The organism is Streptomyces sp. NPDC058221 (genome assembly GCF_042882365.1).
Classification (GTDB): Bacteria; Actinomycetota; Actinomycetes; order Streptomycetales; family Streptomycetaceae; genus Streptomyces.
Genome location: NZ_JBHVWF010000136.1, coordinates 1 through 21912 on the forward strand (window position 1 = coordinate 1; position 21912 = coordinate 21912).

The 21912-nt window shown below is 72.3% G+C and carries 24 protein-coding genes; 14 read left to right on the forward strand and 10 right to left on the reverse strand.

The genetic code is table 11. The annotated features are described in order from the left end of the window. A partial coding sequence (locus tag ACFVW8_RS31210) for an SDR family oxidoreductase (RefSeq protein ID WP_389695919.1) occupies positions 1-779 on the reverse strand: 779 nt, incomplete at its 3' end. A 188-nt stretch (positions 780-967) separates the two neighbouring features. Next, positions 968-1594: a TetR family transcriptional regulator gene (locus ACFVW8_RS31215; RefSeq protein ID WP_389695921.1), complete on the reverse strand. Its 627-nt coding sequence runs from the start codon at positions 1592-1594 to the stop codon at positions 968-970. Between the two features lie 183 nt (positions 1595-1777). On the opposite strand from ACFVW8_RS31215, the gene ACFVW8_RS31220 reads away from it, so the two are divergent. Both ACFVW8_RS31220 and ACFVW8_RS31225 read left to right on the forward strand, forming a co-directional pair. Next, positions 1778-2653 carry a TIGR03619 family F420-dependent LLM class oxidoreductase gene (locus ACFVW8_RS31220; RefSeq protein ID WP_389695923.1) on the forward strand — a complete coding sequence of 292 codons (876 nt, stop codon included), beginning with the start codon at positions 1778-1780 and terminating at the stop codon, positions 2651-2653. Continuing rightward, complete coding sequence (locus ACFVW8_RS31225) at positions 2650-3147, forward strand: nuclear transport factor 2 family protein (RefSeq protein WP_389695925.1); 498 nt, start codon at positions 2650-2652, stop codon at positions 3145-3147. The genes ACFVW8_RS31220 and ACFVW8_RS31225 overlap by 4 nt, the downstream gene beginning before the upstream one ends. Positions 3148-3225: 78 nt before the next feature. Here ACFVW8_RS31225 and ACFVW8_RS31230 read toward each other — a convergent pair whose 3' ends face one another. Next, a complete protein-coding gene (locus tag ACFVW8_RS31230; RefSeq protein WP_389695927.1) occupies positions 3226-4146 on the reverse strand; it encodes an SDR family oxidoreductase in 921 nt (306 codons plus the stop codon). Between the two features lie 132 nt (positions 4147-4278). Here ACFVW8_RS31230 and ACFVW8_RS31235 point away from each other — a divergent pair, with 132 nt between their 5' ends. From ACFVW8_RS31235 to ACFVW8_RS31250, 4 genes are read left to right on the forward strand one after another with little or no spacing between them, the layout of a single operon-like run. Beyond that, the gene (locus ACFVW8_RS31235; protein ID WP_389695929.1) at positions 4279-5034 is read left to right on the forward strand and encodes an enoyl-CoA hydratase family protein; all 756 of its coding nucleotides are present in this window, start codon (positions 4279-4281) and stop codon (positions 5032-5034) included. A gap of 14 nt (positions 5035-5048) precedes the next feature. After that, positions 5049-5900 carry a CoA transferase subunit A gene (locus ACFVW8_RS31240; protein WP_389695961.1) on the forward strand — a complete coding sequence of 284 codons (852 nt, stop codon included), beginning with the start codon at positions 5049-5051 and terminating at the stop codon, positions 5898-5900. Beyond that, complete coding sequence (locus ACFVW8_RS31245) at positions 5897-6673, forward strand: CoA-transferase subunit beta (protein ID WP_389695931.1); 777 nt, start codon at positions 5897-5899, stop codon at positions 6671-6673. The genes ACFVW8_RS31240 and ACFVW8_RS31245 overlap by 4 nt, the downstream gene beginning before the upstream one ends. 14 nt (positions 6674-6687) lie before the next feature. Beyond that, positions 6688-7737: an NAD(P)H-dependent flavin oxidoreductase gene (locus tag ACFVW8_RS31250; protein ID WP_389695963.1), complete on the forward strand. Its 1050-nt coding sequence runs from the start codon at positions 6688-6690 to the stop codon at positions 7735-7737. An 88-nt stretch (positions 7738-7825) separates the two neighbouring features. On the opposite strand, the gene ACFVW8_RS31255 is transcribed toward ACFVW8_RS31250, so the two are convergent. Continuing rightward, complete coding sequence (locus tag ACFVW8_RS31255; RefSeq protein ID WP_389695933.1) at positions 7826-8404, reverse strand: TetR/AcrR family transcriptional regulator; 579 nt, start codon at positions 8402-8404, stop codon at positions 7826-7828. An 84-nt stretch (positions 8405-8488) separates the two neighbouring features. On the opposite strand from ACFVW8_RS31255, the gene ACFVW8_RS31260 reads away from it, so the two are divergent. After that, positions 8489-9418 carry an NADP-dependent oxidoreductase gene (locus ACFVW8_RS31260; protein ID WP_389695935.1) on the forward strand — a complete coding sequence of 310 codons (930 nt, stop codon included), beginning with the start codon at positions 8489-8491 and terminating at the stop codon, positions 9416-9418. 125 nt (positions 9419-9543) lie between these two features. Here the strand turns inward: ACFVW8_RS31260 and ACFVW8_RS31265 are convergent, their stop codons facing one another. From ACFVW8_RS31265 to ACFVW8_RS31290, 6 genes are all read right to left on the reverse strand, one after another. After that, complete coding sequence (locus ACFVW8_RS31265) at positions 9544-10509, reverse strand: DUF4862 family protein (protein WP_389695937.1); 966 nt, start codon at positions 10507-10509, stop codon at positions 9544-9546. Positions 10510-10559: 50 nt separating this feature from the next. Beyond that, positions 10560-11306, reverse strand: coding sequence for a FadR/GntR family transcriptional regulator (locus ACFVW8_RS31270; RefSeq protein ID WP_389695939.1), 747 nt, complete (start codon positions 11304-11306; stop codon positions 10560-10562). Positions 11307-11479: 173 nt separating this feature from the next. Next, complete coding sequence (locus ACFVW8_RS31275) at positions 11480-12637, reverse strand: acetyl-CoA C-acetyltransferase (RefSeq protein WP_389695941.1); 1158 nt, start codon at positions 12635-12637, stop codon at positions 11480-11482. A gap of 32 nt (positions 12638-12669) precedes the next feature. After that, entirely contained in the window at positions 12670-13272 is a 603-nt protein-coding gene (locus ACFVW8_RS31280; protein WP_389695943.1) for a TetR/AcrR family transcriptional regulator, read from the reverse strand. Continuing rightward, positions 13269-14054 (reverse strand): SDR family oxidoreductase, encoded by a 786-nt coding sequence (locus ACFVW8_RS31285; protein WP_389695945.1) that lies wholly within the window; start codon positions 14052-14054, stop codon positions 13269-13271. Before ACFVW8_RS31285 ends, ACFVW8_RS31280 begins: the two co-directional genes overlap by 4 nt. After that, the gene (locus ACFVW8_RS31290) at positions 14051-15217 is read right to left on the reverse strand and encodes an acyl-CoA dehydrogenase family protein (protein WP_389695947.1); all 1167 of its coding nucleotides are present in this window, start codon (positions 15215-15217) and stop codon (positions 14051-14053) included. The genes ACFVW8_RS31285 and ACFVW8_RS31290 overlap by 4 nt, the downstream gene beginning before the upstream one ends. A 46-nt stretch (positions 15218-15263) precedes the next feature. On the opposite strand from ACFVW8_RS31290, the gene ACFVW8_RS31295 reads away from it, so the two are divergent. The 7 genes from ACFVW8_RS31295 to ACFVW8_RS31325 form a co-directional block, all read left to right on the forward strand. Continuing rightward, positions 15264-16112 carry an enoyl-CoA hydratase gene (locus ACFVW8_RS31295; RefSeq protein ID WP_389695949.1) on the forward strand — a complete coding sequence of 283 codons (849 nt, stop codon included), beginning with the start codon at positions 15264-15266 and terminating at the stop codon, positions 16110-16112. Continuing rightward, a complete protein-coding gene (locus tag ACFVW8_RS31300; protein WP_389695951.1) occupies positions 16112-17287 on the forward strand; it encodes an acyl-CoA dehydrogenase family protein in 1176 nt (391 codons plus the stop codon). The genes ACFVW8_RS31295 and ACFVW8_RS31300 overlap by 1 nt, the downstream gene beginning before the upstream one ends. Further along, positions 17287-18273 carry an acyl-CoA dehydrogenase family protein gene (locus ACFVW8_RS31305; RefSeq protein WP_389695953.1) on the forward strand — a complete coding sequence of 329 codons (987 nt, stop codon included), beginning with the start codon at positions 17287-17289 and terminating at the stop codon, positions 18271-18273. Before ACFVW8_RS31300 ends, ACFVW8_RS31305 begins: the two co-directional genes overlap by 1 nt. Before the next feature lie 24 nt (positions 18274-18297). Continuing rightward, complete coding sequence (locus tag ACFVW8_RS31310) at positions 18298-19371, forward strand: acyl-CoA dehydrogenase family protein (RefSeq protein ID WP_389695955.1); 1074 nt, start codon at positions 18298-18300, stop codon at positions 19369-19371. A gap of 35 nt (positions 19372-19406) precedes the next feature. Then, positions 19407-20195 (forward strand): SDR family oxidoreductase, encoded by a 789-nt coding sequence (locus ACFVW8_RS31315; RefSeq protein WP_389695965.1) that lies wholly within the window; start codon positions 19407-19409, stop codon positions 20193-20195. Between the two features lie 465 nt (positions 20196-20660). Beyond that, complete coding sequence (locus ACFVW8_RS31320; RefSeq protein ID WP_389695957.1) at positions 20661-21542, forward strand: LLM class F420-dependent oxidoreductase; 882 nt, start codon at positions 20661-20663, stop codon at positions 21540-21542. Continuing rightward, positions 21539-21912, forward strand: a 374-nt coding sequence (locus ACFVW8_RS31325) for a nuclear transport factor 2 family protein (protein WP_389695959.1), incomplete at its 3' end; no start/stop codon positions are given. The genes ACFVW8_RS31320 and ACFVW8_RS31325, both read left to right, overlap by 4 nt.

A 21912-nucleotide genomic window follows, 5' to 3' on the forward strand; every position in this document is an offset into this window, starting at 1 on the left:
TCTAAGAAGTGTGCGGGGCCCCGCAGGGTCGTCTCGGCGCCCCCGTCGACGTACACGACCTGCCCGGTGATGTGGGTGTTCGCGGCGGAGGCCAGGAACTGCACGGCCCGTGCGACATCCTCCGGCTGCATATAGCCGTTGAGCGGCATCGGGACCGCGTCGTCCATGATCTTCTTCATCTTCGGGTCGTCGAAGAGCCCGGCACTCATCGGGGTGAGCACCACGCCGGGCGCGATGACGTTCACGGCGATGCCGGAAGCCGCCCAGCCGTCGGCGACCGCCGTGCGCCGCGCCCACTGGGCGATCGCCGACTTGGAGGAGGGGTACAGCTGCCGCTCGCGGCCGGCGGCGACGGCCCGTTCGGCGTGTGTCAGAGCTTTGGCCTCGTCCCCTTCAAGACAGGCGGCGACGACGTCCGCGTCGGCGGGCTGGGTGCCGGAGATGGAGCCGATGGCCACGACCCGGGGGTGCTCGGCCGCGGCCAGCGCGGGCCGCAGCGCCGTCAGGAACTCGGTGGTGCCGAAGTAGTTGACCGTGATCATCGCCGTTCCAGGCACGGAGACCCCGGCGCAGGTGACGACCGCGTCCACGACGCCGCCGGCCGCCTCGCAGGCCGCCGCCGCGGCAGCGGCGCGGCCTTCGGAGGTGGACAGGTCGGCGTCGACCTCGCTCCCGCTCAGATCCACCCCGATCACCTGGTCCCCCTGGGCTCGCAGCAGTGCGGTGAGTGCGGCACCGATCCCGGAACCGGATCCGGTGACGACGACATTGCGTGACATGGGTACTCCTCAGATGGGTCGGTGGCGGGGCCCGTCGGGGGCGTCGCGCAGTGGCGCGGCGGCAGCGGAACGGTGCGTCGGCCGGGGCGGGCCGGACCGCTTCCTCACCCTAGGGAATCGGCTCCCGCGCAGCGGATGCGGTCCCGCTGACCGGACGGGCGCGGGACACGGCCCGGTGCCATGACGCGTCAGGCGTCCTGCCCGGTGCGGCGTCCGTCCGCCAGGAACGGCACGAGCAGGAGGCGGCAGGCCAGCTGGATGCCTTCGTGTGCGCTCCGGGCCGAGGAGCGTTCGTACAGGACGGTGGTCAGCAGGCCGTACCAGGCCTGTTCCAGGATGCGGACCACCCGCCGGTCCAGGTCGGTGGGCCGGGTCACCCCCGCCGTGCGCAGGACCAGGTCCACGATGATCTCGTCCGTGGGCGGAACGCCGCCGGCGCTGTGGGTGACGTTGTTGGACTGCAGCATCGCCAGAGCCAGCAGGGGGTGTTCGAAGAGCTGCCGGCTGGCCCCGGTGAGCAGATCGGTCACCGCCTCGACCGGCCCGGTGCCCGGCTGCGGCGCCGGGGTGCCGGCGTCGAGGCGGCGCACCTGGTCGTGCAGGACGGCCGCGAACAGGTGTGTCTTGGACGGGAAGTAGCGGTACAGCGTGGCAATCGCGACGCCGGAGCCGCGGGCCACCTCATGCATCTGCATCCGTTCGATGCCGTGCTCGGCACCGAGCTGGGCGGCGACCCGCAGGATCCGGGCGTAGCGCTGGTGCTGTCTGGCCGAGGTGGGATGTGCGGGGGTTCTCCCACTGCTTGTTCGGGGCACGCTGTCGTCCTTCCGCCGGCCGACGATGTTCTCCCGCACGGGGCGGGTCCGGCCCACGCGGTTCCGTTGAGTGGGACGCACCCCCGGCCTCCCGCCCACCGGGACGGTGCCTGCGCGGATGTGTCCCGGGCGACTTGGATGGCTCCCGCTCCGCGTACCGTCCTGCCCGAGAGAGGTTTCCCCATGCGGCTCGGCATCAACAGTCCCGTCGTCACGGCCGTCCCCGGCGTCCACTCCCCCTGGGAGCGCACCGCCGGCATCGAGGAGCTGGGGGCGGTCGCCGAGGCCGCGGACCGGCTCGGCTTCGACCATCTGACCTGCTCGGAACATGTCGTGGTCCCCGCGGACATCGCGCAGCAGCGCGGCGGGACCTACTGGGATCCGCTCGCCACGTTCGGGTATCTGGCCGCCAGGACCCGGCGGATTCGGTTCGCCACGCAGGTCCTGGTGCTCGGCTACCACCATCCGCTGGCGCTGGCGAAGCGCTACGGCACGCTCGACCAGGTGTCGGGCGGGAGGCTTGTGCTGGGTCTCGGCGTCGGCAGCCTGGAGGAGGAGTTCCGGCTGCTCGGCGCGGCCTTCGAGGGGCGGGGCGCGATCGCCGACGACGCTCTCGCGGCGCTGCGCGCCTCGCTGTCCAGGCGTGAGCCCTCCTACCACGGCGAGCACTTCGACTACGAGGGGCTTGTGGTGGAGCCGCACGCGGTGCAGGCCCGGGTGCCGTTGTGGATCGGCGGCCGCACGCCGCGTTCGCTGCGCCGGGCGCTCGCGTACGGCGATGGCTGGGTGCCGTTCGGGCTGCCACTGGCCACGTTGCGCGACATGGTCGGCGGGGCGTCGCTCCCGGCAGGTTTCGAGGTGGTGCTGAGCGCGGGCCGCCCGCTCGATCCGTCCGGTGACGAGGAAGGTGCGGCCGAGGCTCTGCGGACGGTGTCCGAGGCCGGTGCCACGCTGGTCAGTGTCTCACTGAGGGCCGAGTCGGCAGCCCATTACGCCGAACAGCTGGAGGCGCTCGCCGCAGTTGCGGGCACCGCGACGGCCCAGGAGGCACGGGCATGAGCGAGGACCGGCTCGCCGCGGTCGAGGCGCGGCTGCGGCTGCTGGAGGACGAACGCGACATCGCGCGCACGATGGCCTCGTACGGCCCGCTGGTGGACAGCGGCGACGCGGACGGTGTGGCGGCACTCTGGGCACCCGACGGTGTGTACGACATCGACGAGATCTTCCTCGCGGGCCGGGAGCAGATCCGCGAGATGGTGCGGTCCCCCGCCCACCAGGGCTGGATCCGCCAGGGCTGCGCACATGTCGTGGGTCCGCCGCACATCACGGTCGACGGTGACGAGGCCGTGGCGGTCTGCCACTCGCTGATGGTGGTGCACGAGGCGGGCCGGTACGTCGTACGCCGGGCCACCGCGAACCACTGGCGGCTGCGCCGCGTCCGGCCGGGACCGGGCTGGCAGGTGGTCATCCGGACCAACCGGATCCTGGACGGCCGTCCGGAGTCCCCCGAGCTGCTGGGCCGGGGGGTGCGCGGGAAGCCGGCGGGATCCTGAACTGCGACGCGGCGGGGCCGAAGTGACCTGGCGTCATTTCGGCCCCGCCGCTCTCGCGTTGCGGCGGCGGGTACGGCGTCAGCGCGCCCCGTACACCGGCTGCGGGGTCTCGGCCGCGGCCAGCAGTCCGGACACGGCCGCCCCGGCCTCGGCCGGGGTCCACCGGGCTCCCCTGTCCGCGGTGGGGCCCGGCCGCCAGCCCTCCATGACGGTGATCCGTCCGGCCTCAGCCTCGAAGACCCGGCCGCTGACACCTTCGCTCTGTGTGGATCCCAGCCATACGACGAGCGGCGAGACGTTCTCCGGGGCCATCGCGTCGAAGTCCCCCGCTGCGGGTGCGGCCATGGTCCCGGCGAAGGTCTCCTCGGTCATCCGGGTGCGGGCGGCGGGGGCGATCGCGTTGACCTGGACGCCGTAACGCCCCATCTCGGCAGCGGCCACCAGGGTCAGGCCGACGATCCCGGCCTTGGCGGCAGCGTAGTTGCCCTGACCGACACTGCCCAGCAGCCCGGCTCCGGAACTGGTGTTGACCACCCGGGCCCGGTGGGCCCGGCCGGCCTTCGCCTCGGCCCGCCAATGTGCCGCCGCGTGCTTGAGCGGCAGGAAGTGGCCCTTGAGGTGGACGCGCATGACGGCGTCCCAGTCGTCCTCGTCCAGGTTGACCAGCATCCGGTCGCGGAGGAATCCGGCGTTGTTGACCAGGGTGTCGAGCCGGCCGAAGGAGTCGAGCGCGGTCGCGACCAGGGAGGCCGCTCCGTCGGAGGTCGCGATGTCCCCGTTGTGCGCGACGGCCTCACCGCCGGCCGCGCGGATCTCCGCCACGACCTCCTGGGCGGGCCCGGTGGCCGTGCCCGAGCCGTCGAGGCCCACACCGAGGTCGTTGACGACGACCTTCGCGCCCTCGGCGGCGAAGGCCAGGGCGTGGGCGCGGCCGAGTCCGCGGCCCGCGCCGGTGACGACGGCGACACGTCCGGTGCACAGACTGGTCGATGAGGTCATGACGAGTGTCCTTTCCATCAGCAAGGGGCGGGGTGCCGTCACCACTGAGTGGCGTGACGCCCTCCCGCGGCGTCCGTATCACTGCTACTTTGAACCAAACAAACGTTAGGTGGAAAGGTAGCTGATCTGCTCATGGGTGTCTCCACCTCCGTCCCGGAAGAGGGCGTAGCCGTCGTCACCGTGGACTATCCCCCGGTCAACGCCCTGCCCGTACAGGGCTGGTACGACCTCGCCGACGCGGTCCGCGCCGCCGGGACCGACCTCGCCGTCCGGTGCGTGGTACTCGCCGCAGAAGGCCGCGGATTCAACGCGGGCGTGGACATCAAGGAGATGCAGCGCGCGACCGGGCCCGAGGCGCTGATCGGCGCCAACCGGGGCTGTTTCGAGGCGTTCGCCGCCGTCTACGAGTGCGAGGTGCCGGTGGTCGCCGCCGTCCAGGGCTTCTGCCTTGGCGGCGGCATCGGCCTGGTGGGCAACGCGGACGCGATCGTGGCCAGTGAGGACGCGGCCTTCGGCCTGCCGGAGCTGGACCGGGGCGCGCTCGGCGCGGCCACCCATCTGGCCCGGCTGGTCCCGCAGCATCTGATGCGGACCCTCTACTACACCTCCCGCACCGTGACGGCCCGTGAACTGCACGGGCACGGCTCGGTGTGGGACGTCGTCCCGCGCGACCGGCTGGCCGCCGCCGCACAGGATCTCGCCCGGGAGATCGCAGCCAAGGACGGATATCTGATCCGGCTGGCCAAGGCCGCCATCAACGGCATCGACCCCGTCGACGTACGCCGCAGCTACCGCTTCGAGCAGGGCTTCACCTTCGAGGCCAACCTCAGCGGCGTCGCCGACCGCGTGCGCGACACCTTCGGCACGGACAAGGAGCAGCAGACGTGACACAGGACAAGACGATGACGGCCGACGACGTCGTCGGCCGGCTGGAGAGCGGTATGACGGTCGGGATCGGCGGCTGGGGCTCGCGCCGTAAACCGATGGCCCTGGTCCGGGCGTTGCTGCGTTCGGATGTCACCGATCTGACCGTGGTGTCGTACGGCGGCCCCGACGTGGGCCTGCTCGCCGCTGCGGGGAGGATCCGCAAGCTGGTCGCGGCGTTCGGGACCCTGGACTCGATACCGCTGGAGCCGCACTTCACCGCGGCCCGGCAGCGCGGCGCGTTCGAGATGGTCGAGCTCGACGAGGCGATGCTGATGTGGGGCCTGACGGCGGGCGCGCAGCGGCTGCCGTTCATGCCGGTGCGGGCTGGTCTCGGCTCGGACCTGATGGAGGTCAACCCGGCACTTCGCACGGTCACTTCACCGTACGAGGACGGGGAGAAACTGGTCGCGGCGCCGGCCCTGCGACTGGACGCCGCACTGGTCCACCTGAACCGCGCGGACGCCCAGGGCAACGGCCAGTACCTGGGCCCCGACCCGTACTTCGACGACCTGTTCTGCGAGGCCGCCGACCACGCGTACATGTCGTGCGAGCGGATCGTGGAGACGGCGGACCTGCTGAAGGAGCACGGGCCGCAGACGCTGCTGGTCAAGCGGCCGTTCGTGGACGGGGTGGTCGAGACTCCGAACGGAGCGCACTTCACGTCCTGCGTCCCCGACCGGGACCGCGACGAGTCGTTCCAGCGCGCGTACGTGAAGGCCGCCAGGGATCCCGAGGCATGGCCCGCTTTCGTCGAACGGTTCCTGTCCGGCGACGAGGCCGCCTACCAGGCCGCCGTCACGGCGTTCCACGAGGAGGAGCAGGCATGAGCACCGAGACGACCGGCGCCCGGACGGCGAGCCGCGCCGAGTACTGCGTGGTGGCCTGCGCCGAGGCCTGGCGGGACGCGGGGGAGATCCTCGCCAGCCCGATGGGTACCGTCCCCGCCATCGGGGCGCGCCTGGCGAGGCTCACCTTCTCGCCCGATCTGCTGCTGACCGACGGTGAGGCGCTGCTGATGGCCGACACCCCCGCCGTGGGGACCGGGCCGGCGAGCATCGAGGGGTGGCTGCCGTTCCGTCAGCATCTGATGCTCACCGCCACCGGCCGCCGTCACGTGATGATGGGGGCCAGCCAGATCGACCGGCACGGCAACCAGAACATCTCCTGCATCGGCGACTGGGCCCGGCCGGCCCGGCAGTTGCTCGGGGTGCGCGGCGCACCCGTCAACACCCTGAACAACCCCACGAGTTACTGGGTACCCAAGCATTCGACGCGGGTGTTCGTGGAGCACGTCGACATGGTGAGCGGTGTGGGCTACGAGCGGGCGGCCGCAGCCGGCCCCTCCGCGACCCGGTACCACCGCATCCCCGAAGTCGTCAGCAATCTGGGCGTCTTCGACTTCGAGACCCCCGACCGTTCGATGCGGCTGCGTTCGGTGCACCCCGGGGTGAGCGTCGAACAGGTCGCCGAGGCAACCGGGTTCGCCCTCACCGTCCCCGCCGACGTCCCCTTCACCCGCGATCCCACGGCGGCGGAACTCAGCCTGATCCGTGAGGTCATCGACCCGAAGGGGCTGCGCGAGCGCGAGGTTCCCGCGTGACCGGGCCCGTGCCGTTGCCGACCCCACTCACCGAGCTGACCGGGGTGCGGTACCCCATCGTGCAGACCGGGATGGGCTGGGTGGCCGGCCCCCGGCTGGTGTCCGCCTCCGCGAACGCGGGAGCGCTCGGCATCCTGGCCTCCGCGACGATGACCGTCGAGCAGCTGCGCGCGGCGGTGCGCGAGGTCAAGTCCCGTACGGACGCGCCGTTCGGCGTCAATCTGCGGGCGGACGCCGGTGATGCGGGCGAGCGGGTGCAAATCATGATCGACGAGGGTGTGCGGGTGGCGTCGTTCGCGCTCGCCCCGTCGAAGGAGCTGATCGCGCGGCTCAAGGACGCCGGCATCGTCGTCATCCCGTCCGTGGGCGCCCGGCGGCACGCGGAGAAGGTCGCAGCGTGGGGCGCCGACGCGGTGATGGTGCAGGGCGGTGAGGGCGGCGGTCACACCGGCGACGTGGCCACCACCGTGCTGCTCCCGCAGGTCGTGGACGCGGTCGGCATTCCGGTCATCGCGGCGGGCGGCTTCCACGACGGCCGCGGCCTGGTCGCCGCGCTCGCCTTCGGGGCAGCCGGCATCGGGATGGGGACGCGCTTCCTGCTCACCTCCGACAGCACGGTTCCGGCGGCGGTGAAAGCGAAGTACCTGTCCGCCACCGTCAAGGACATCACGGTCACCAACCGGGTGGACGGCATGCCGCATCGCATGCTGCGTACCGGCATGGTCGACTCCCTGGAGCACTCCGGCCGGGCGACGTCCCTGCTGAGGGCGGTGCGGCACGCTTCGGCCTTCCGGAAGGAGTCAGGTGCGAGCTGGCCCCAGCTGATCCGTGACGGGCTGGCGATGAAGCACGGCCGGGAGCTGACCTGGAGCCAGGTGCTGCTGGCCGCCAACACCCCGATGCTGCTCAAGGCCTCCATGGTCGAGGGGCGTACGGACATCGGGGTGATGGCCTCGGGGCAGGTGGCCGGCCTGATCGGCGATCTGCCGTCCTGCGCGGAGCTGGTCGAGCGGATCATGACCGAGGCGCAGGCCGCACTGAAGTCCCTCCCGGGGCCGGGCTGACGCAGCGAGTACAGACGGGTGGGGCGGTCCGGATCTCCGGGCCGCCCCTTCTCCACGCCGTCTCAGCAGACGGCCGACGCTCCGGGCTTCAGGAGACGGACGACGCTCCGGCCGCTCGCACTTCGTCGAGCGCCCGCCGTGCGACGTCAGTGAACTCTTCGGCGTTGGCCGTGTCGCTCCAGCGCTCGTAGGTGATCGTCAGGGCAAGCGCGCCCAGCTGCGCGGCCACCCGCGCGGTGAGACCGGGGACACCGCGGCGCCTGAGCGCGTCCGCCATCCGGGCGGTGAGGCCGAGCCCCTTCAGCGCCTCGCGTTCCCGCAGTTCCGGGTTGGCGGCGATCACCGCCTGCCTCCGGGCGGTGAATGCGCGACGAGCGGGCACGAACACCTCCCTGCCGATCGAGTCCAGGCCGTGAGCCACCGCTTCGAGCGGGGTGGCCGTGCCGGGCGCCGCGGCGATCCCCTCGTCGAGCAGACCGCTCATCGCGCCACCGCCGCCGAAGAGCACTTCCCGCTTGTCCGGGAAGTGCCGGAAGAAGGTGCTCTTGGTCAGCCCGGCGCGCTCCGCGATGTCGATCACCGTCGTGTTCTCGTAGCCCCGCTCCGCGAACAGATCGAGGGCGGCGACGACGAGTCGCTCCGGTGCGTTGGGTTGCCAGCGAGCCATGGGAGCAGCTTACGGCACTTGGTCCCGTCACGGGTGTACGGTGACAGGACCAAGTCCCGTCACTATGTCCACTGGAGGTACACGATGAGCCGAGCCGTCATTTACGAGGCGTTCGGAGGCCCCGAAGTACTGGAGTTGCGCGAGATCCCGGAGCCGCACGCCGGCCCCGGCGAGGTCCGGGTCCGGGTGACGGCCGCCGGCCTCAACCCCATGGACTGGATCCTCGCCTCGATGCCCGAGGCGGCGGCGCAGTTCGGCGTCACCCTGCCGTCCGGCTTCGGACACGACTTCGCGGGCGTGGTGGACGAGGTCGGCGCCGGCGCCGAAGGCTTCGCCGTGGGCGACCGCGTCCACGGAGGCGCCCTGTGCAGGGCCGCGGCCGATTTCGTGGTGGTCGGGGCGCCCGCCGGGACGCCCGACGCGCTCTTCCATACGCCGGACGGCATCAGCGACCGGATCGCGAGCACGCTTCCGGTCGCCGGCATGACCGCCGCCGCCGCTCTGGCGGCGATCGGCCTGCGGTCCGGCGACACCCTCCTGATCGGCGGCGCCGCCGGCGGTGTGGGCGTGTTCGCCGTGCAGCTCGCGAAGCTCGCCGGAGCCCGGGTGATCGGCACCGCCTCGGAGAGCACGTTCGGCTTCCTGCGGGAGCTGGGCGCCGAGCCCGTGGCATACGGCGCCGGTCTGGCCGGCCGGGTGCGGGCGCTGGCCCCCGGGGGCGTGACAGCTGCGACCGACCTGTTCGGGACCGAGACGGCGGAGACCGCGCTCGCGCTCGGCGTACCGCCCGAGCGGATCTCCACGATCGCGGCGGGGCCCAAGCCGCCCGGCGGCGTGCGCCCGACCGGCGGCTCCGACGCGGAACCGGACGCCATGGAGCGGATCACCGACGCGGTCCTCGCCGGCCGGATCACCGTGCCGGTCGCCGCCGCGTTCCCGGTCGAGCAGATCCGGGAGGCCGTGGCACTGCAAGCCGGACGCCACGTCCACGGCAAGATCGTCATCACCTTCTGAAGCACACCCGGCGCCCGGACGCGCCCGGTGGGGGTGCCTCGCGGACGACGCACTCCCACCGATCCGCATGCTCCTCGACGAGAGCGGGTGGCGGCCGAGGACGACGTGAGGCCCGCCGGCAGAGCTCAGGGGCGCACGGTGGCCCCGGCGGGCGCGGGGGCCGGGGCGGCCTCGCGCTCGGAGACGAGCCGCATGACGTGACCCACCGTCGTGAGCCTCTCCTCGACGGTGGCGTCACCGGCAGCCTGGATCTTCGCCCCCGCATAGGAGAACGCGCCTGCGGCCGCGCGCAGACAACGGCGCACCTCGTCGGCGTCCATGAGGGAGGTGGGCTCGTCCTCGGTGAGGGGCAGGTGCGCGTCCGCCCACGGTCCCCCGAACTCGTTCGCGGCCGGGCCCGCGCCGGAGAACATGACGCCCTCCAACAGGCCCTCTGAGACGAGCCGGCGGATCTGGGCGAGCGGCCGACCCGCGTCCTGCGCCTCGATCGCCGAACGGCCCCAGTTCACGGTGATGCCGATCCCCCCTTCGCGTGCGAGGGGGATCTCGTCCTCCAGCGGAAGGAACTGCTTCTCGCCCGGGACAGTGGGCGCGTAGGCGTCGCAGTGCTCCAGTACGAGCCGGGTGGACCAGGGGCCCGCGGCGGGTGCGCTCGCCGCGATCTCGTCGAGAGAACGGGCGAACATGGCCCCCACGGCAGTCTTCGAGGGTGCGGTGTGGATGTGGATGGCGGAGACCGACTGCTCGCCGGTGAGCTGGTTCAGCTCCTCGGCGGCGATACGGGCCTCGCGGAGGAACGCGAGCGCCGCCCGCCGGCCGTCGTGGTCCCCGGAGGCGAGCCCGAAGGTGCCACAAGCCCCCACGCGCACCATCGTGCCGGGAATCAGCGTGATCACCGAGCGGGTGAAACGGCCACGCACCTGTGCGGCCAGCCACCGGATGTCCGCTCCGAGGCCGTCGCGGAACGGGATCTCAAGACCGTCGGCGATCCCCCGGCCGGCGAGCCCGTCGTAGAAGTGTTCCTGGTCGCCGCGCAGGGAGGGCAGCGCCGCATACGCGCCCACCAGAGCGACAGGCCGTTCCGTGTTCATGATGTCGGGTCTCCAGTGCGGATGAGTCTCGGGCGAGACCGTCTCGCCGGTCATGTCGTCGTCACTCCGAGCGCCTTGCCGATGGGGTCGTAGTGAGCCGTCACCGCCGCGTGGAAGGCGCGGGCGTCGCCTGCCTCGGCCGCGTCGAGCATCAGCCCGTGCGCTCGCGCCGTCTGGTCCATGTCGGCGGCGACGGAAAGCCCGAGGGTGGGCACCACCACGGTGTGTACTTCCCAGAACGCGCTGACGAGCTGTCCGACCAGCGCGTTGTCCAGCCGTACCAGCAGTCCGGTGTGGAACGCGCGGTCCTGCTCCGGGAAGGTGCGCCCTTCCGCGGCCACGGCGACCATCTCGTCCACCAGCGCGTGCAGATCAGGGTTGGACGTGCCCGCCAGGCTCGCCACGATGCGCTCGGCCATTCCGTGGTCGAGCACCTGACGGATCTCGACCACGTCGCGCAGAGCACGCAGATCGTCGCCCGGACTCAGCACCCCGCGGAAGACGAGCATTTCGACGAGGGCGTCGAGCGACATGGCACCCACGTACGTACCGTGGCCGTGCCGGACATCGACGATGCCGAGCGTCGACAGGGTGCGCACCGCCTCCCGCACGCTGGAGCGGGACACGCCGAGACGCTCACAGAGCTCGGTCTCGGTGGGCAGCAGATCCCCGGGACGCAAGCCCTCGACCAGGATGAAGTCCTTGATCTGGCCGGTCGTGGTCGCCCGCCGCAAGGCACCCCTCCCGCCCGGCGCCTCGGGCGGGAGCGCCCTGAAGCGCCGCTGCACTTCGGCCATCTTTTACCCCCTCGGTTCACGGTCCAAGGGTGACCCTACCTAAGATCAGACGTCAGATGTTTAGTGATCGCGCCGAAAGCTGTGAAATGAGTACGTGAGACCGGGCTCCGAGACCGGTCCCGGTGGCGCCGCCCTTCGACGGGGCCACCGGCAACGGTCGCGGGGTCCGGCGTTCAGAGGCGCTCGATGACGGTGACGTTGGCCTGACCGCCGCCCTCGCACATGGTCTGCAGACCGTAGCGGCCGCCGGTGCGCTCCAGTTCGTGCAGCAGTGTCGTCATCAGCTTGGCGCCGGTGGCGCCCAGCGGGTGGCCGAGCGCGATGGCGCCACCGTTGACGTTGACCTTGTCCGGGTCGGCGCCCGTCTCCTTCAGCCAGGCCAGGACGACCGGCGCGAAGGCCTCGTTGATCTCCACCAGGTCGATGTCACCGATGGACATCCCGGCCTTCTTCAGCGCGTACGCCGTCGCCGGAATGGGTGCGGACAGCATCCGGATCGGGTCCTCGCCGCGCACCGAGAGGTGGTGGATGCGGGCCCGGGGCGTCAGTCCGTGTTCGGCGACGGCCCGCTCGGAGGCGATGAGCAGCGCCGAGGCGCCGTCGGACACCTGCGAGGAGACCCCGGCGGTCAGCCTGCCGCCCTCGACCACCGGCTTGAGGCCCGCCATCTTCTCCAGCGAGGTGTCGCGGCGCGGCCCCTCGTCCACCGTGACGTCGCCGTACGCGACGGTCTCACGGGCGAAGCGGCCCTCGTCGATGGCGCGCAGGGCCCGCTGGTGCGAGCGCAGCGCGAACTCCTCCATGTCCCCGCGGGTGATGTCCCACTTCTCGGCGATGAGTTCGGCGCCGTGGAACTGGTTGACGGGGGCGTCGCCGTAGCGGGCGCGCCAGCCCTCCGAGCCCGCGTACGGGCCCTCGGTCAGCCCGAGCGGTTCGGCGGCCTGGCGGCTGGCGAAGGCGATGGGGATCATCGACATGTTCTGGGTACCGCCCGCCACGACCAGGTCCTGGGTACCGGACAGCACGCCCTGGGCGGCGAAGTGGACGGCCTGCTGGGAGGAGCCGCACTGCCGGTCGACGGTGGTACCGGGCACCTCCTCGGGCAGGCCCGCGGCGAGCCACGCGGTGCGGGCGATGTCTCCGGCCTGCGGGCCGACGGTGTCCAGGCAGCCGAAGACGACGTCCTCCACCGCGGCCGGGTCGACCCCGGTGCGCTCGACCAGCGCCTTGATGACATGGGCCCCGAGGTCGGCGGGGTGGACGGCGGACAGCCCGCCCTTGCGCCGGCCGACCGGGGTGCGTACCGCTTCGACGATGTATGCCTCGGCCATGACTGCTCCTTCGTGAGGGACATGATGCTGGGTCAGATTCGGGGGGTGATGCCTTCGAGAACCATGGACAGGTACTGGCGGGCGATCTCCTCCGGGCTGTGGGTGCCGCCGGGGCGGTACCAGGAGGCGGCCACCCAGACGGTGTCGCGGACGAACCGGTAGACCAGCCGGACGTCCAGATCGCTGCGGAACGCCCGCTCGGCGACGCCGCGTTCCAGCGTGCGCAGCCAGGCGTCCTCGAACTTCGCCCGGGAACCGGTGAGATAGCCGAAGCGTGGCTGGGCGGAGAGGTGCCTGGACTCCTTCTGGTAGATGGCGACCGCGGGTCCGTGCCGGTCGATCTGCCGGAAGGACTGGGTGACGAGTGCCTCGATGGTTTCCCGGGGTCCGAGTCCGGCGGCGAGGACGGTGCCGTAGCCCGCCCACAGCTCGTCCAGGAAGGCCGAAAGGATCTCGTCCAGCATCGACTCCTTGGAGTCGAAGTGGTAGTAGAGACTGCCCGCGAGCAGCCCCGCCTCGTCCGCGATGCGGCGGACGGTGGTGGCGTTGTAGCCCTGCGCGGCGAACACCTCGGCTGCGGTCGCCAGGAGTTCGGCGCGTCGTTCGGCGTTGGCGCTCTGGGCGATGGCGCTCACGCCCTCTGACTGCTGACGGATACGGTCTCGCCCGTCATGTAGGAGGAGTAGCCGCTGGCCAGGAAGACGATGACATTGGCGATCTCCCAGGGCTCGGCGTACCGGCCGAAGGCCTCGCGTTCGGTGAGTTCGGCCAGCAGGTCCGGGGTGGTGACCTTCACCAGGTGCGGATGCATGGCCAGGCTGGGGGCGACGGCGTTGACGCGGACCCCGAAGTCGGCGGCCTCCAGGGCGGCGCAGCGGGTCAGGGCCATGACGCCCGCCTTCGCGGCGGCGTAGTGCGCCTGGCCGCGCTGGGCGCGCCAGCCGACGACGGAGGCGTTGTTGACGACGATGCCGCCGGTGTCGCTGTCCTTGAGGTGGCGCAGGGCGGTGCGGGTGCAGCGGAAGGTGCCGTTCAGGGTGACGTCGAGGACCTTCGACCACTGTTCGTCGGCCATGTCGACGAGGTCGGCGGTGCCGCCCAGACCCGCGTTGTTGACGACGATGTCCAGGCCGCCGTGGCGCTGCGCGGCGAAGGCGAACAGGGCGTCGACCTGCTCCTGGTCGGTGACATCGCAGGGCAGCGCGGCGACGTTCTCCGCGCCGAACTCCTCTGCTAGGGCGGCGGCGCTCTCCCCCAGGCGGCGTTCGTGGGCGTCGCCGATCACGATCCGGGCGCCCTCCTCCAGGAACCTGCGGGCCGTCGCGCCGCCGATCCCCGCGCCCGCCGCAGCGGTGATCACCGCGGTGCGTCCGTCCAGAAGGGAGTGCCCTGCTACATAGGCCGGCTGAGTGGTCACGGGCGGATCTCCTTGGGCAGGCCGAGGACGCGCTCGGCGATGATGTTGCGCTGGATCTCGTTGGACCCGGCGTAGATGGTGTCGGCGCGGGAGAAGAGGAACAGCCGCTGCCAGTCGTCGAGTTCGTACGGCTCGCCGGCTGCGGTCATGCCGCCGGCGCCCAGCACGCTCATGGCCAGTTCACCCAGTTCGCGGTGCCAGGTGGCCCAGAAGATCTTCCCGATGGACGCCTCGGGCCCGGGTGCGCCGGCTGCCACGCCGTCGAGCATGCGCAGGGCGTTGCACCGGATGGTCTCCAGACCGGTCCAGGCACGGGCGAGCCGGTCGCGGATCAGCGGGTCGTCGGCGGCGCCGTTGCGCCGGGCCACGTCGATGAGGGTCTCCAGCTCGCGCCGGAAGCCGACCTGCTGGCCGAGGGTGGAGACGCCGCGTTCGAATCCGAGGGTGGCCATGGCCACCCGCCAGCCGTCGCCCGGGGCGCCGACGATGTGCTCGGCGCGGGTGCGGGCTCCGTCGAAGAAGACCTCGTTGAACTCGGAGGTGCCGGTCAGCTGGGTGATCGGCCGGATCTCCACGCCGGTCCCGTTCAACGGGACCAGGAGATAGGACAGGCCCCGGTGGCGGGACGAGCCGGGCTCGGTACGGGCGACCACGAAGCACCACTGCGCCTCGTGGGCGAGTGACGTCCAGGTCTTCTGCCCGGTGACGACCCAGTCCTCGCCGTCCCGCTCGGCCCTGGTCCGCACGTTCGCCAGGTCGGACCCGGCGTCCGGCTCGCTGTATCCCTGGCACCACAGCTCCTCGACGGCGACGATCGGCGGCAGGAACCGGGCCCGCTGCTCCGGTGTGCCGAAGGCCACCAGGGTCGGGCCGAGCAGCTGCTCCCCGATGTGGTTGACCCGCGCGGGGGCGTCGGCCAGGGCGTACTCCTCGTGGAAGGCGACCTGCTGCTCGATGGTCGCGCCCCGGCCGCCGTACTCCTCGGGCCAGCCCACGCAGGTCCACCCCTCGGCCGCCATGTGCCGCTCCCAGGCGAGCCGTTCGGCGAATGCCTCGTGCTCACGTCCCGGGCCTCCGCGGCCGCGCAGGCCGGCGAAGGAACCCGTGAGGTTGGCGGCCAGCCAGCCGCGGATCTCGGTGCGGAACTCCTCGACGCTGCTCATGGGGGTACGTTAATCTACCAAACACTTGTTAGGGAAGGAGGGGCCGATGTCCGCTGCCCATGACGAACCGGTGCGCTACGAGAAGCAGGGCCCGGTCGCGACGGTGACCATGAACCGGCCCGACTACCGAAACGCGCAGAACTCCGCGATGACCTACGCCCTGGACCGGGCGTTCTACCGAGCGGCCGACGACAGCGAGGTGAAGACCGTCGTACTCGCCGGGGCGGGCAAGCACTTCTCCGCCGGCCACGACATCGGCACCCCCGAGCGGGACGCCCATCTGCCGTTCGAACGCCGGGCGGGACTCTGGTGGGACCACTCGGACAAGGAGGGCGCCGAGAGCCGCTTCGCCCGCGAGTCCGAGGTGTATCTGGGGATGTGCCGCCGGTGGCGGGAGCTGCCCAAGCCGGTCATCGCCTCCGTGCAGGGCGCGTGTGTGGCGGGCGGTCTGATGCTGGCCTGGGTGTGTGACCTGATCGTCGCCTCCGAGGACGCCTTCTTCGCCGATCCCGTGGTCCGCATGGGCATCCCCGGTGTCGAGTACTTCGCCCACCCCTGGGTCATGCCACCACGGATCGCCAAGGAGTTCCTGTACACCGGCGACCGGATGAGCGCGCAGCGCGCCTACGAGGTCGGCATGGTCAACCGCGTCGTCCCCAGGGTGGAACTGCCCGAGCGGACACGTGAGTTGGCGCTGCGCATCTCGGAGATGCCGCGCCTGGGCCTGGCCCTCACCAAGCGCGCCGTCAACCAGGCCGAGGACCTGCAGGGAATGCACACCGGCATGGACTCGGTGTTCGGTCTGCACCACCTGGCGCACGCCCACAACGCCGAGACCGCGCCCGACGCGCTCGGCGGCATGGACATCCGGGCGATGAAGGAGGCGGGTGCCTGATGGACCTCGACTTCGACGCGGCCGACGAGGAGTTCCGTACCGAGGTACGCGACTGGCTGGCCGACCGTGTCCCGGCCGCTCCCCTGCCGTCCCTGGAGACCGCCGGGGGCTTCGCCGCCCACCGGGAGTGGGAGGCCACGCTGGCCGCCGACCGCTGGTCGGTGGTGTCCTGGCCCGAGGAGTTCGGCGGGCGCGGCGGCTCCCTGCTGCGCTGGCTGGTCTTCGAGGAGGAGTACTACGCAGCCGGTGCTCCCGGCCGGGTCAGCCAGAACGGCATCAACCTGCTGGCCCCGACCCTCTTCGAGCACGGCACCGCCGAGCAGCGGGCCCGGATCCTGCCCGCGATGGCGCGTGGTGAGGTCATCTGGGCGCAGGCCTGGTCGGAGCCGGAGTCCGGCTCGGATCTCGCCTCGCTCAAGTCGACGGCCGTACGGGCCGAGGGCGGCTGGCTGATCAGTGGCCAGAAGACCTGGTCCTCCCGGGCCGCCTTCGCCGACCGGGCCTTCGGACTGTTCCGCAGCGACCCGGACGCGGACCGGCCGCACCGGGGGCTGACGTATCTGATGTTCCCGCTGGACGCCGAGGGCGTCACGGTCCGCCCGATCGGACGGCTCGACGGGAAGCCCGCGTTCGCCGAACTCTTCCTGGACGAGGTGTTCGTGCCGGACGAGGACGTCATCGGCGAGCCGGGCCAGGGCTGGCGGGTCGCGATGAGCACCACGGGCAACGAACGCGGGCTCACCCTGCGCAGCCCGGGACGTTTCACGGCCGCAGCCGAGCGGCTCACCGCTCTGTGGCGCGAACACGGTGACCCGGCTGACACGGCGCTGCGCGACCGGGTCGCCGACGCGGTGATCGGGGCCCGCGCCTACCGGCTCTTCTCCTACGCGGGTGCCTCCCGCGTGCTGCACGAGGAGGGCGGGCCCGCCGGGGCCGCCTCCAGCCTCAACAAGATCTACTGGTCCGAGCTCGACATCGCCCTGCACGAGACGGCGCTCGACGTGCTCGGCCCGTACGGCGAACTCGCCGACCACGCCGGCGAATCGCCCGCGGCCGGCGGCTGGGCGGAGGGCTACACCTTCTCCCTGGCCGGGCCCATATACGCCGGCACCAACGAGATCCAGCGCGACATCATCGCCGAGCGGCTGCTCGGCCTGCCGAAGGGACGCCGGTGATGCGCTTCTTCCCCGACGCCGAGCAGCGGGAGTTCGCCCGCTCCCTCGACGGCCTTCTCACCTCCTGCGACACTCCGGCCGCGATCCGGTCCTGGGCGACCGGCGACCACGGGCCGGGGCGGGCCGTCTGGGCCCGGCTGGCCGAGGCCGGGGTGTTCGCCCTCGCGGTACCGGAGGAGCACGACGGATTCGGCCCACGGCCCGTCGAACTGGCCATCGCCTTCGAGGTCCTGGGGCGGCATGCCGTTCCCGGACCCCTGGTGGAGACGGTGGCCGCGGCAGCCCTCCTGGACCGCCTCGGCGATCGTCCCGCCGCCGCCGGCCGGCTGCCCGGCATCGCATCGGGCAAGTCCGCGGCCTCGCTCTGCCTCACCGCGCTCGGCCCCTACGCACTGGACGCCGACATGGCCGACCTGGTGCTCGTGGTGGACGGCGACATCCTGCGTGTCGCCACGGGCGCGGGTCCCGTCCAGCCATCGGCCGATCCGGCGCGGCGGCTGGCGCGTCCGTCGGACGGCACGGTCCTCGCCCGGGGCGCGGCGGTGACGGCCGCCGCAGGGTACGCGGCCGATGTGGCCGCGCTCGCCACGGCCGCCCAGGCCCTGGGGGTCGGCCGGACCCTGCTGGCCCGTACCGTCGCCCACGTCACCCAGCGGACGCAGTTCGGGGTGGCGATCGGCTCCTTCCAGGCGGTCAAGCACCGGCTGGCCGACACCCTGCTGGCCCTGGAGTTCGCCGAGCCACTGGTGCACGGCGCCGCGCTCGCGCTCGCCGCCGGCGACGACGGGGCCGGGCGCGATATCGCCGCCGCCAAGGTCACGGCGGGCGAGGCCGCGTACGGGGCGGCCCGCACCGCCCTGCAGCTGCACGGCGCCGTGGGCTACACCGACGAGCTGGACCTGTCCCTGTGGATCCGCAAGGCCCGGCCCCTGCGCGACGCGTGGGGCACCCCGGCCGCGTGCCGGGCCCGTGTACTGGCCGTCTGAGCGCACACCGAGGGGAGCAGCCGGATGAGGCTGACTGAGGAGCAGGAAGAACTGCGGTCGGCCGTGCGGTCGGTGCTGACCCGGCATCAGTCCGCAGACGCCTGGGGGCCGTTGGCCGAGCAGATCGGGGCCGTCGGTCTCGCCGTACCCGAGGAGCACGGCGGGGCGGGCGGCGGGGCCAGGGACGTCCATGTACTGATGGAGGAACTGGGCCGGAGCCTGAGCCCGCTGCCGTGTCTGGGCTCCGCCGTGCTCACGGTGGGGGCTCTGACGGCCTCCGGTGACAAGGAGACGTGCGGGCGGCTGCTGCCCGGACTCGCCGAGGGCACCTCGGTGGGCACGTTGGCCTGGGCCGAGCGGGGTTCCTGGGACCCTGTCGCGATGCGTGCCGGGGCCGAGCCGCTTCCCGGCGGCGGCTGGCTGGTCAGCGGGGTCAAGGAACACGTACTGGACTGGCCAGGAATTGACGTGCTGATCGTCGCGGCCCGTACGGCCGCCGGTGTGTCGCTCTTCGAGGTGGCGCCCGACGCCCCCGGAGTGCGCCGGGAGCCGGTCGTGGCCATGGACGGCACACGGGCCCTGGCCCGGTGGGTGCTGGAGGGTGCCGAGGCGCGTCTGCTGGGCGGGGACGGTGACGGCGGGCGGGTCCTGGACCATGTGCGGGACCTGGCGTGCACGGCACTGGCCGCGGAGCAGGTGGGCGCGGCCGGCCGCTGTCTGGAGCTCACCGTCGGATACGCGCGGGACCGGGTCCAGTTCGGGCGGCCCATCGGCTCGTTCCAGGCGGTCAAGCACCGGCTGGCGGACGCCTATGTCCTGGTGGAGTCGGCGCGTTCGGTGGCGCTGGGTGCCGCCTTCGCCGCCGACGAGGACCCGGGCGCGCTGCCGCGGGCGGCCGCCGTCGCGAAGTCGGTCTGCTCCGAGGCGTTCTCGGCGGTGGCCGGCGAAATGATCCAGCTGCACGGCGGGATCGGCGTCACCTGGGAGCACGACGCGCATCGCTACTTCAAGCGGGCGCACGGGGCGGGCGAGTTGTTCGGACCGCCCGCCCACCACCGGGCACGGCTCGCCGCCGGGCTCGGTCTGGCCGCGCGATGAGCGGGGTCCTGCAATCGGAGAAGGGCGTGCAACAGATGGACATCGGCAACCCGTTGGACTTCACGGGGCGCGTGGTGCTGGTCACCGGCGGCACCAAGGGAATCGGCGCCGCCATCGCCGGCGCGTTCCTCGGCGCCGGGGCGGACGTGGTGGTCTGCGGCCGCAACACCCCCGACAGCCCGCCGGCGGCCGGCGGCCGTCAGGCGCTGTTCGTCCCTGCCGATGTGCGTGATCCGGCGGCGGCCTCCTCGCTGGTGGACACCGCCGTGGAACGCTTCGGCAGGCTCGACGTGCTGGTCAACAACGCGGGCGGCTCGCCGGACGCCGACGCGGCCACCGTGTCGCCGCGCTTCGTGGAGAAGATCGTGGCCCTCAACCTCCTCGCGCCGTTCTATGTGGCGCAGGCGGCGAACCGGGTCATGCGGGATCAGGAGGGTGGTGGGTCGGTCATCAACATCGGGAGCGTCTCCGGCCAGGACCCGCAGCCGGGCACCGCGGCCTACACGGCGGCCAAGGCCGGACTGCTGGCCCTCACCAAGGCGCTGGCACTGGAGTGGGCGCCGGCGGTCCGGGTCAACCACATCACCACGGGCCTGATCCGCACCGAGAGCGCGGCGGCGGTCTACGGCCCGGACGGCGGGGCGGCGGTGGCGGGCGTCATTCCGATGGGACGGATGGCGGTCCCCGACGATGTCGCGCGTGCCTGTCTGTTCCTCGCGGGCGATCTGTCCGGATACATCAACGGGGCGGATCTGGCAGTGCACGGCGGCGGGGAGTTCCCCGCCCGCTACCTGGTGGCGAACGGGGCCGGCGGGGCGGGGTGAGCACGGTGGGAGACAGCGGCCTCTGACGGGCTCGGGTGGTCCGGCCTCCGGTTGTCCCCGCCCCGGGTGCGCCGGGACCCCGGTCTTGTCCCCGACCGCCGGGACGACGGCTTCGCGTCGGGGCGCCGTGGCCGCGCACGCTCCCGCCGGTCAGCGCGGGAGCAGGCCGCGGTCGGCCACGAGCTCCGGGGTCCGGATGACCTCGCCGAGGAAGCGGTCCCTCTCGGCGGCGTCGGCCGTGGCCGGCCGCGCCGCGCGCGGCGGCTGCCTCCGTGACCACGAATCCGGGGCCGGGGTTGAAGACCCGGGCCCGTCCTGCGCCCCACTGCGGGGAAGCTGTCACGACGGCCACGGCCCCGGCCGGTACGTCCCGATGACCGGGACCGATGACCCGCACCGGCACCGCCTCCCGGTCACCGGGAATCCGGCCGTGCCCCGCGCGGTGTCGCAGCTACGGTCGCTGCCATGAAGTTTGCTGTGATAGCCCCCGTCGGAGCAGGTACCACCGCGAGTCCGGAGTGGATCTCCGAGTTCGCCCGGCATGTGGAGGCGTGCGGCTTCGAGTCGATAGTGGCCGTGGAACACGCCGTGGTCATCAGTCGCTACTCCAGCGTGTACCCCTATGACACCTCCGGGAAGATGGAGCTGGCAGACACCTGCGACATCCCCGACCCCCTCGACCTCCTGGCCTTCCTGGCCGGGCGGACCACCACCCTCGGCCTGGCCACCGGCGTGCTGGTGCTGCCCAACCACCACCCCGTCGTACTGGCCAAGCGCCTCGCGAGCATTGACGCGCTCTCCGGCGGCCGGCTGCGGGTCTGCGCCGGCATGGGCTGGATGAAGGAGGAGGTCGAGGCCTGCGGCACCCGCTTCGAGACCCGCGGCAGGCGCGCCGACGAACAGCTCGCGGTCCTCCGTGAGCTGTGGTCGGACACCTCGGAGAACGGCGTCGACCACCACGGCGAGTTCTTCGACTTCCACGGCGCCATGAGCTACCCGAAGCCCGTACGGCCCGGCGGGGTGCCGATCCACATCGGCGGGCACAGCCGGGCGGCGGCCCGGCGGGCCGGACGCCACGGCGACGGGCTCCAGCCGTTGGGTGTGGCCGGCGACGAACTCGCCTCCCTGGTGGCGCTGATGCGTGAGGAGGCCGACCGCGCGGGCCGGGACCCCGACGCGCTGGAGCTTTCCCTCGGTCATCTGGTCACCCGGATCAACCCCGAGCGCGCGGAGAAGCTGGCCGGGCAGGGCGCCGACCGGATCGTGCTGGCCATGCCGCCGACCACGGATCTGGCCGAGGCGAAGGACGCGCTGTCCGGCTGCGCACAACGGCTCGGCCTGTCGTGACGCTCTCGGCCGCGGACCGGATGGAGTTGCACGACCTGGTCTGCCGGTACGCCGCCCAGGTCGACGACCGCCGATTCGCCTCCGTAGCAGGTCTGTTCACCGACGATGCGGTGCTGGCCATGCCCGTGCCGCCCCGGGAGCTCGATCCCGTCGTCGAACACACCGGGCGCCTCGCCATCGAAGCCGCACTCGCGGCGCTCGACGAGGTCCCACTGACGTGCCACGCCGTGCTCGGCGCGGTGTTCGATCCGGGCGCGACGCCGGACACCGCGACCGGCCGGGTCACCGGCGTCGCCCACCACCTGACCCGGCGCGGGGAGCGGACCGCCGATCTGGTCTGGCACCTGCGCTACCACGACCGCTACGCCAG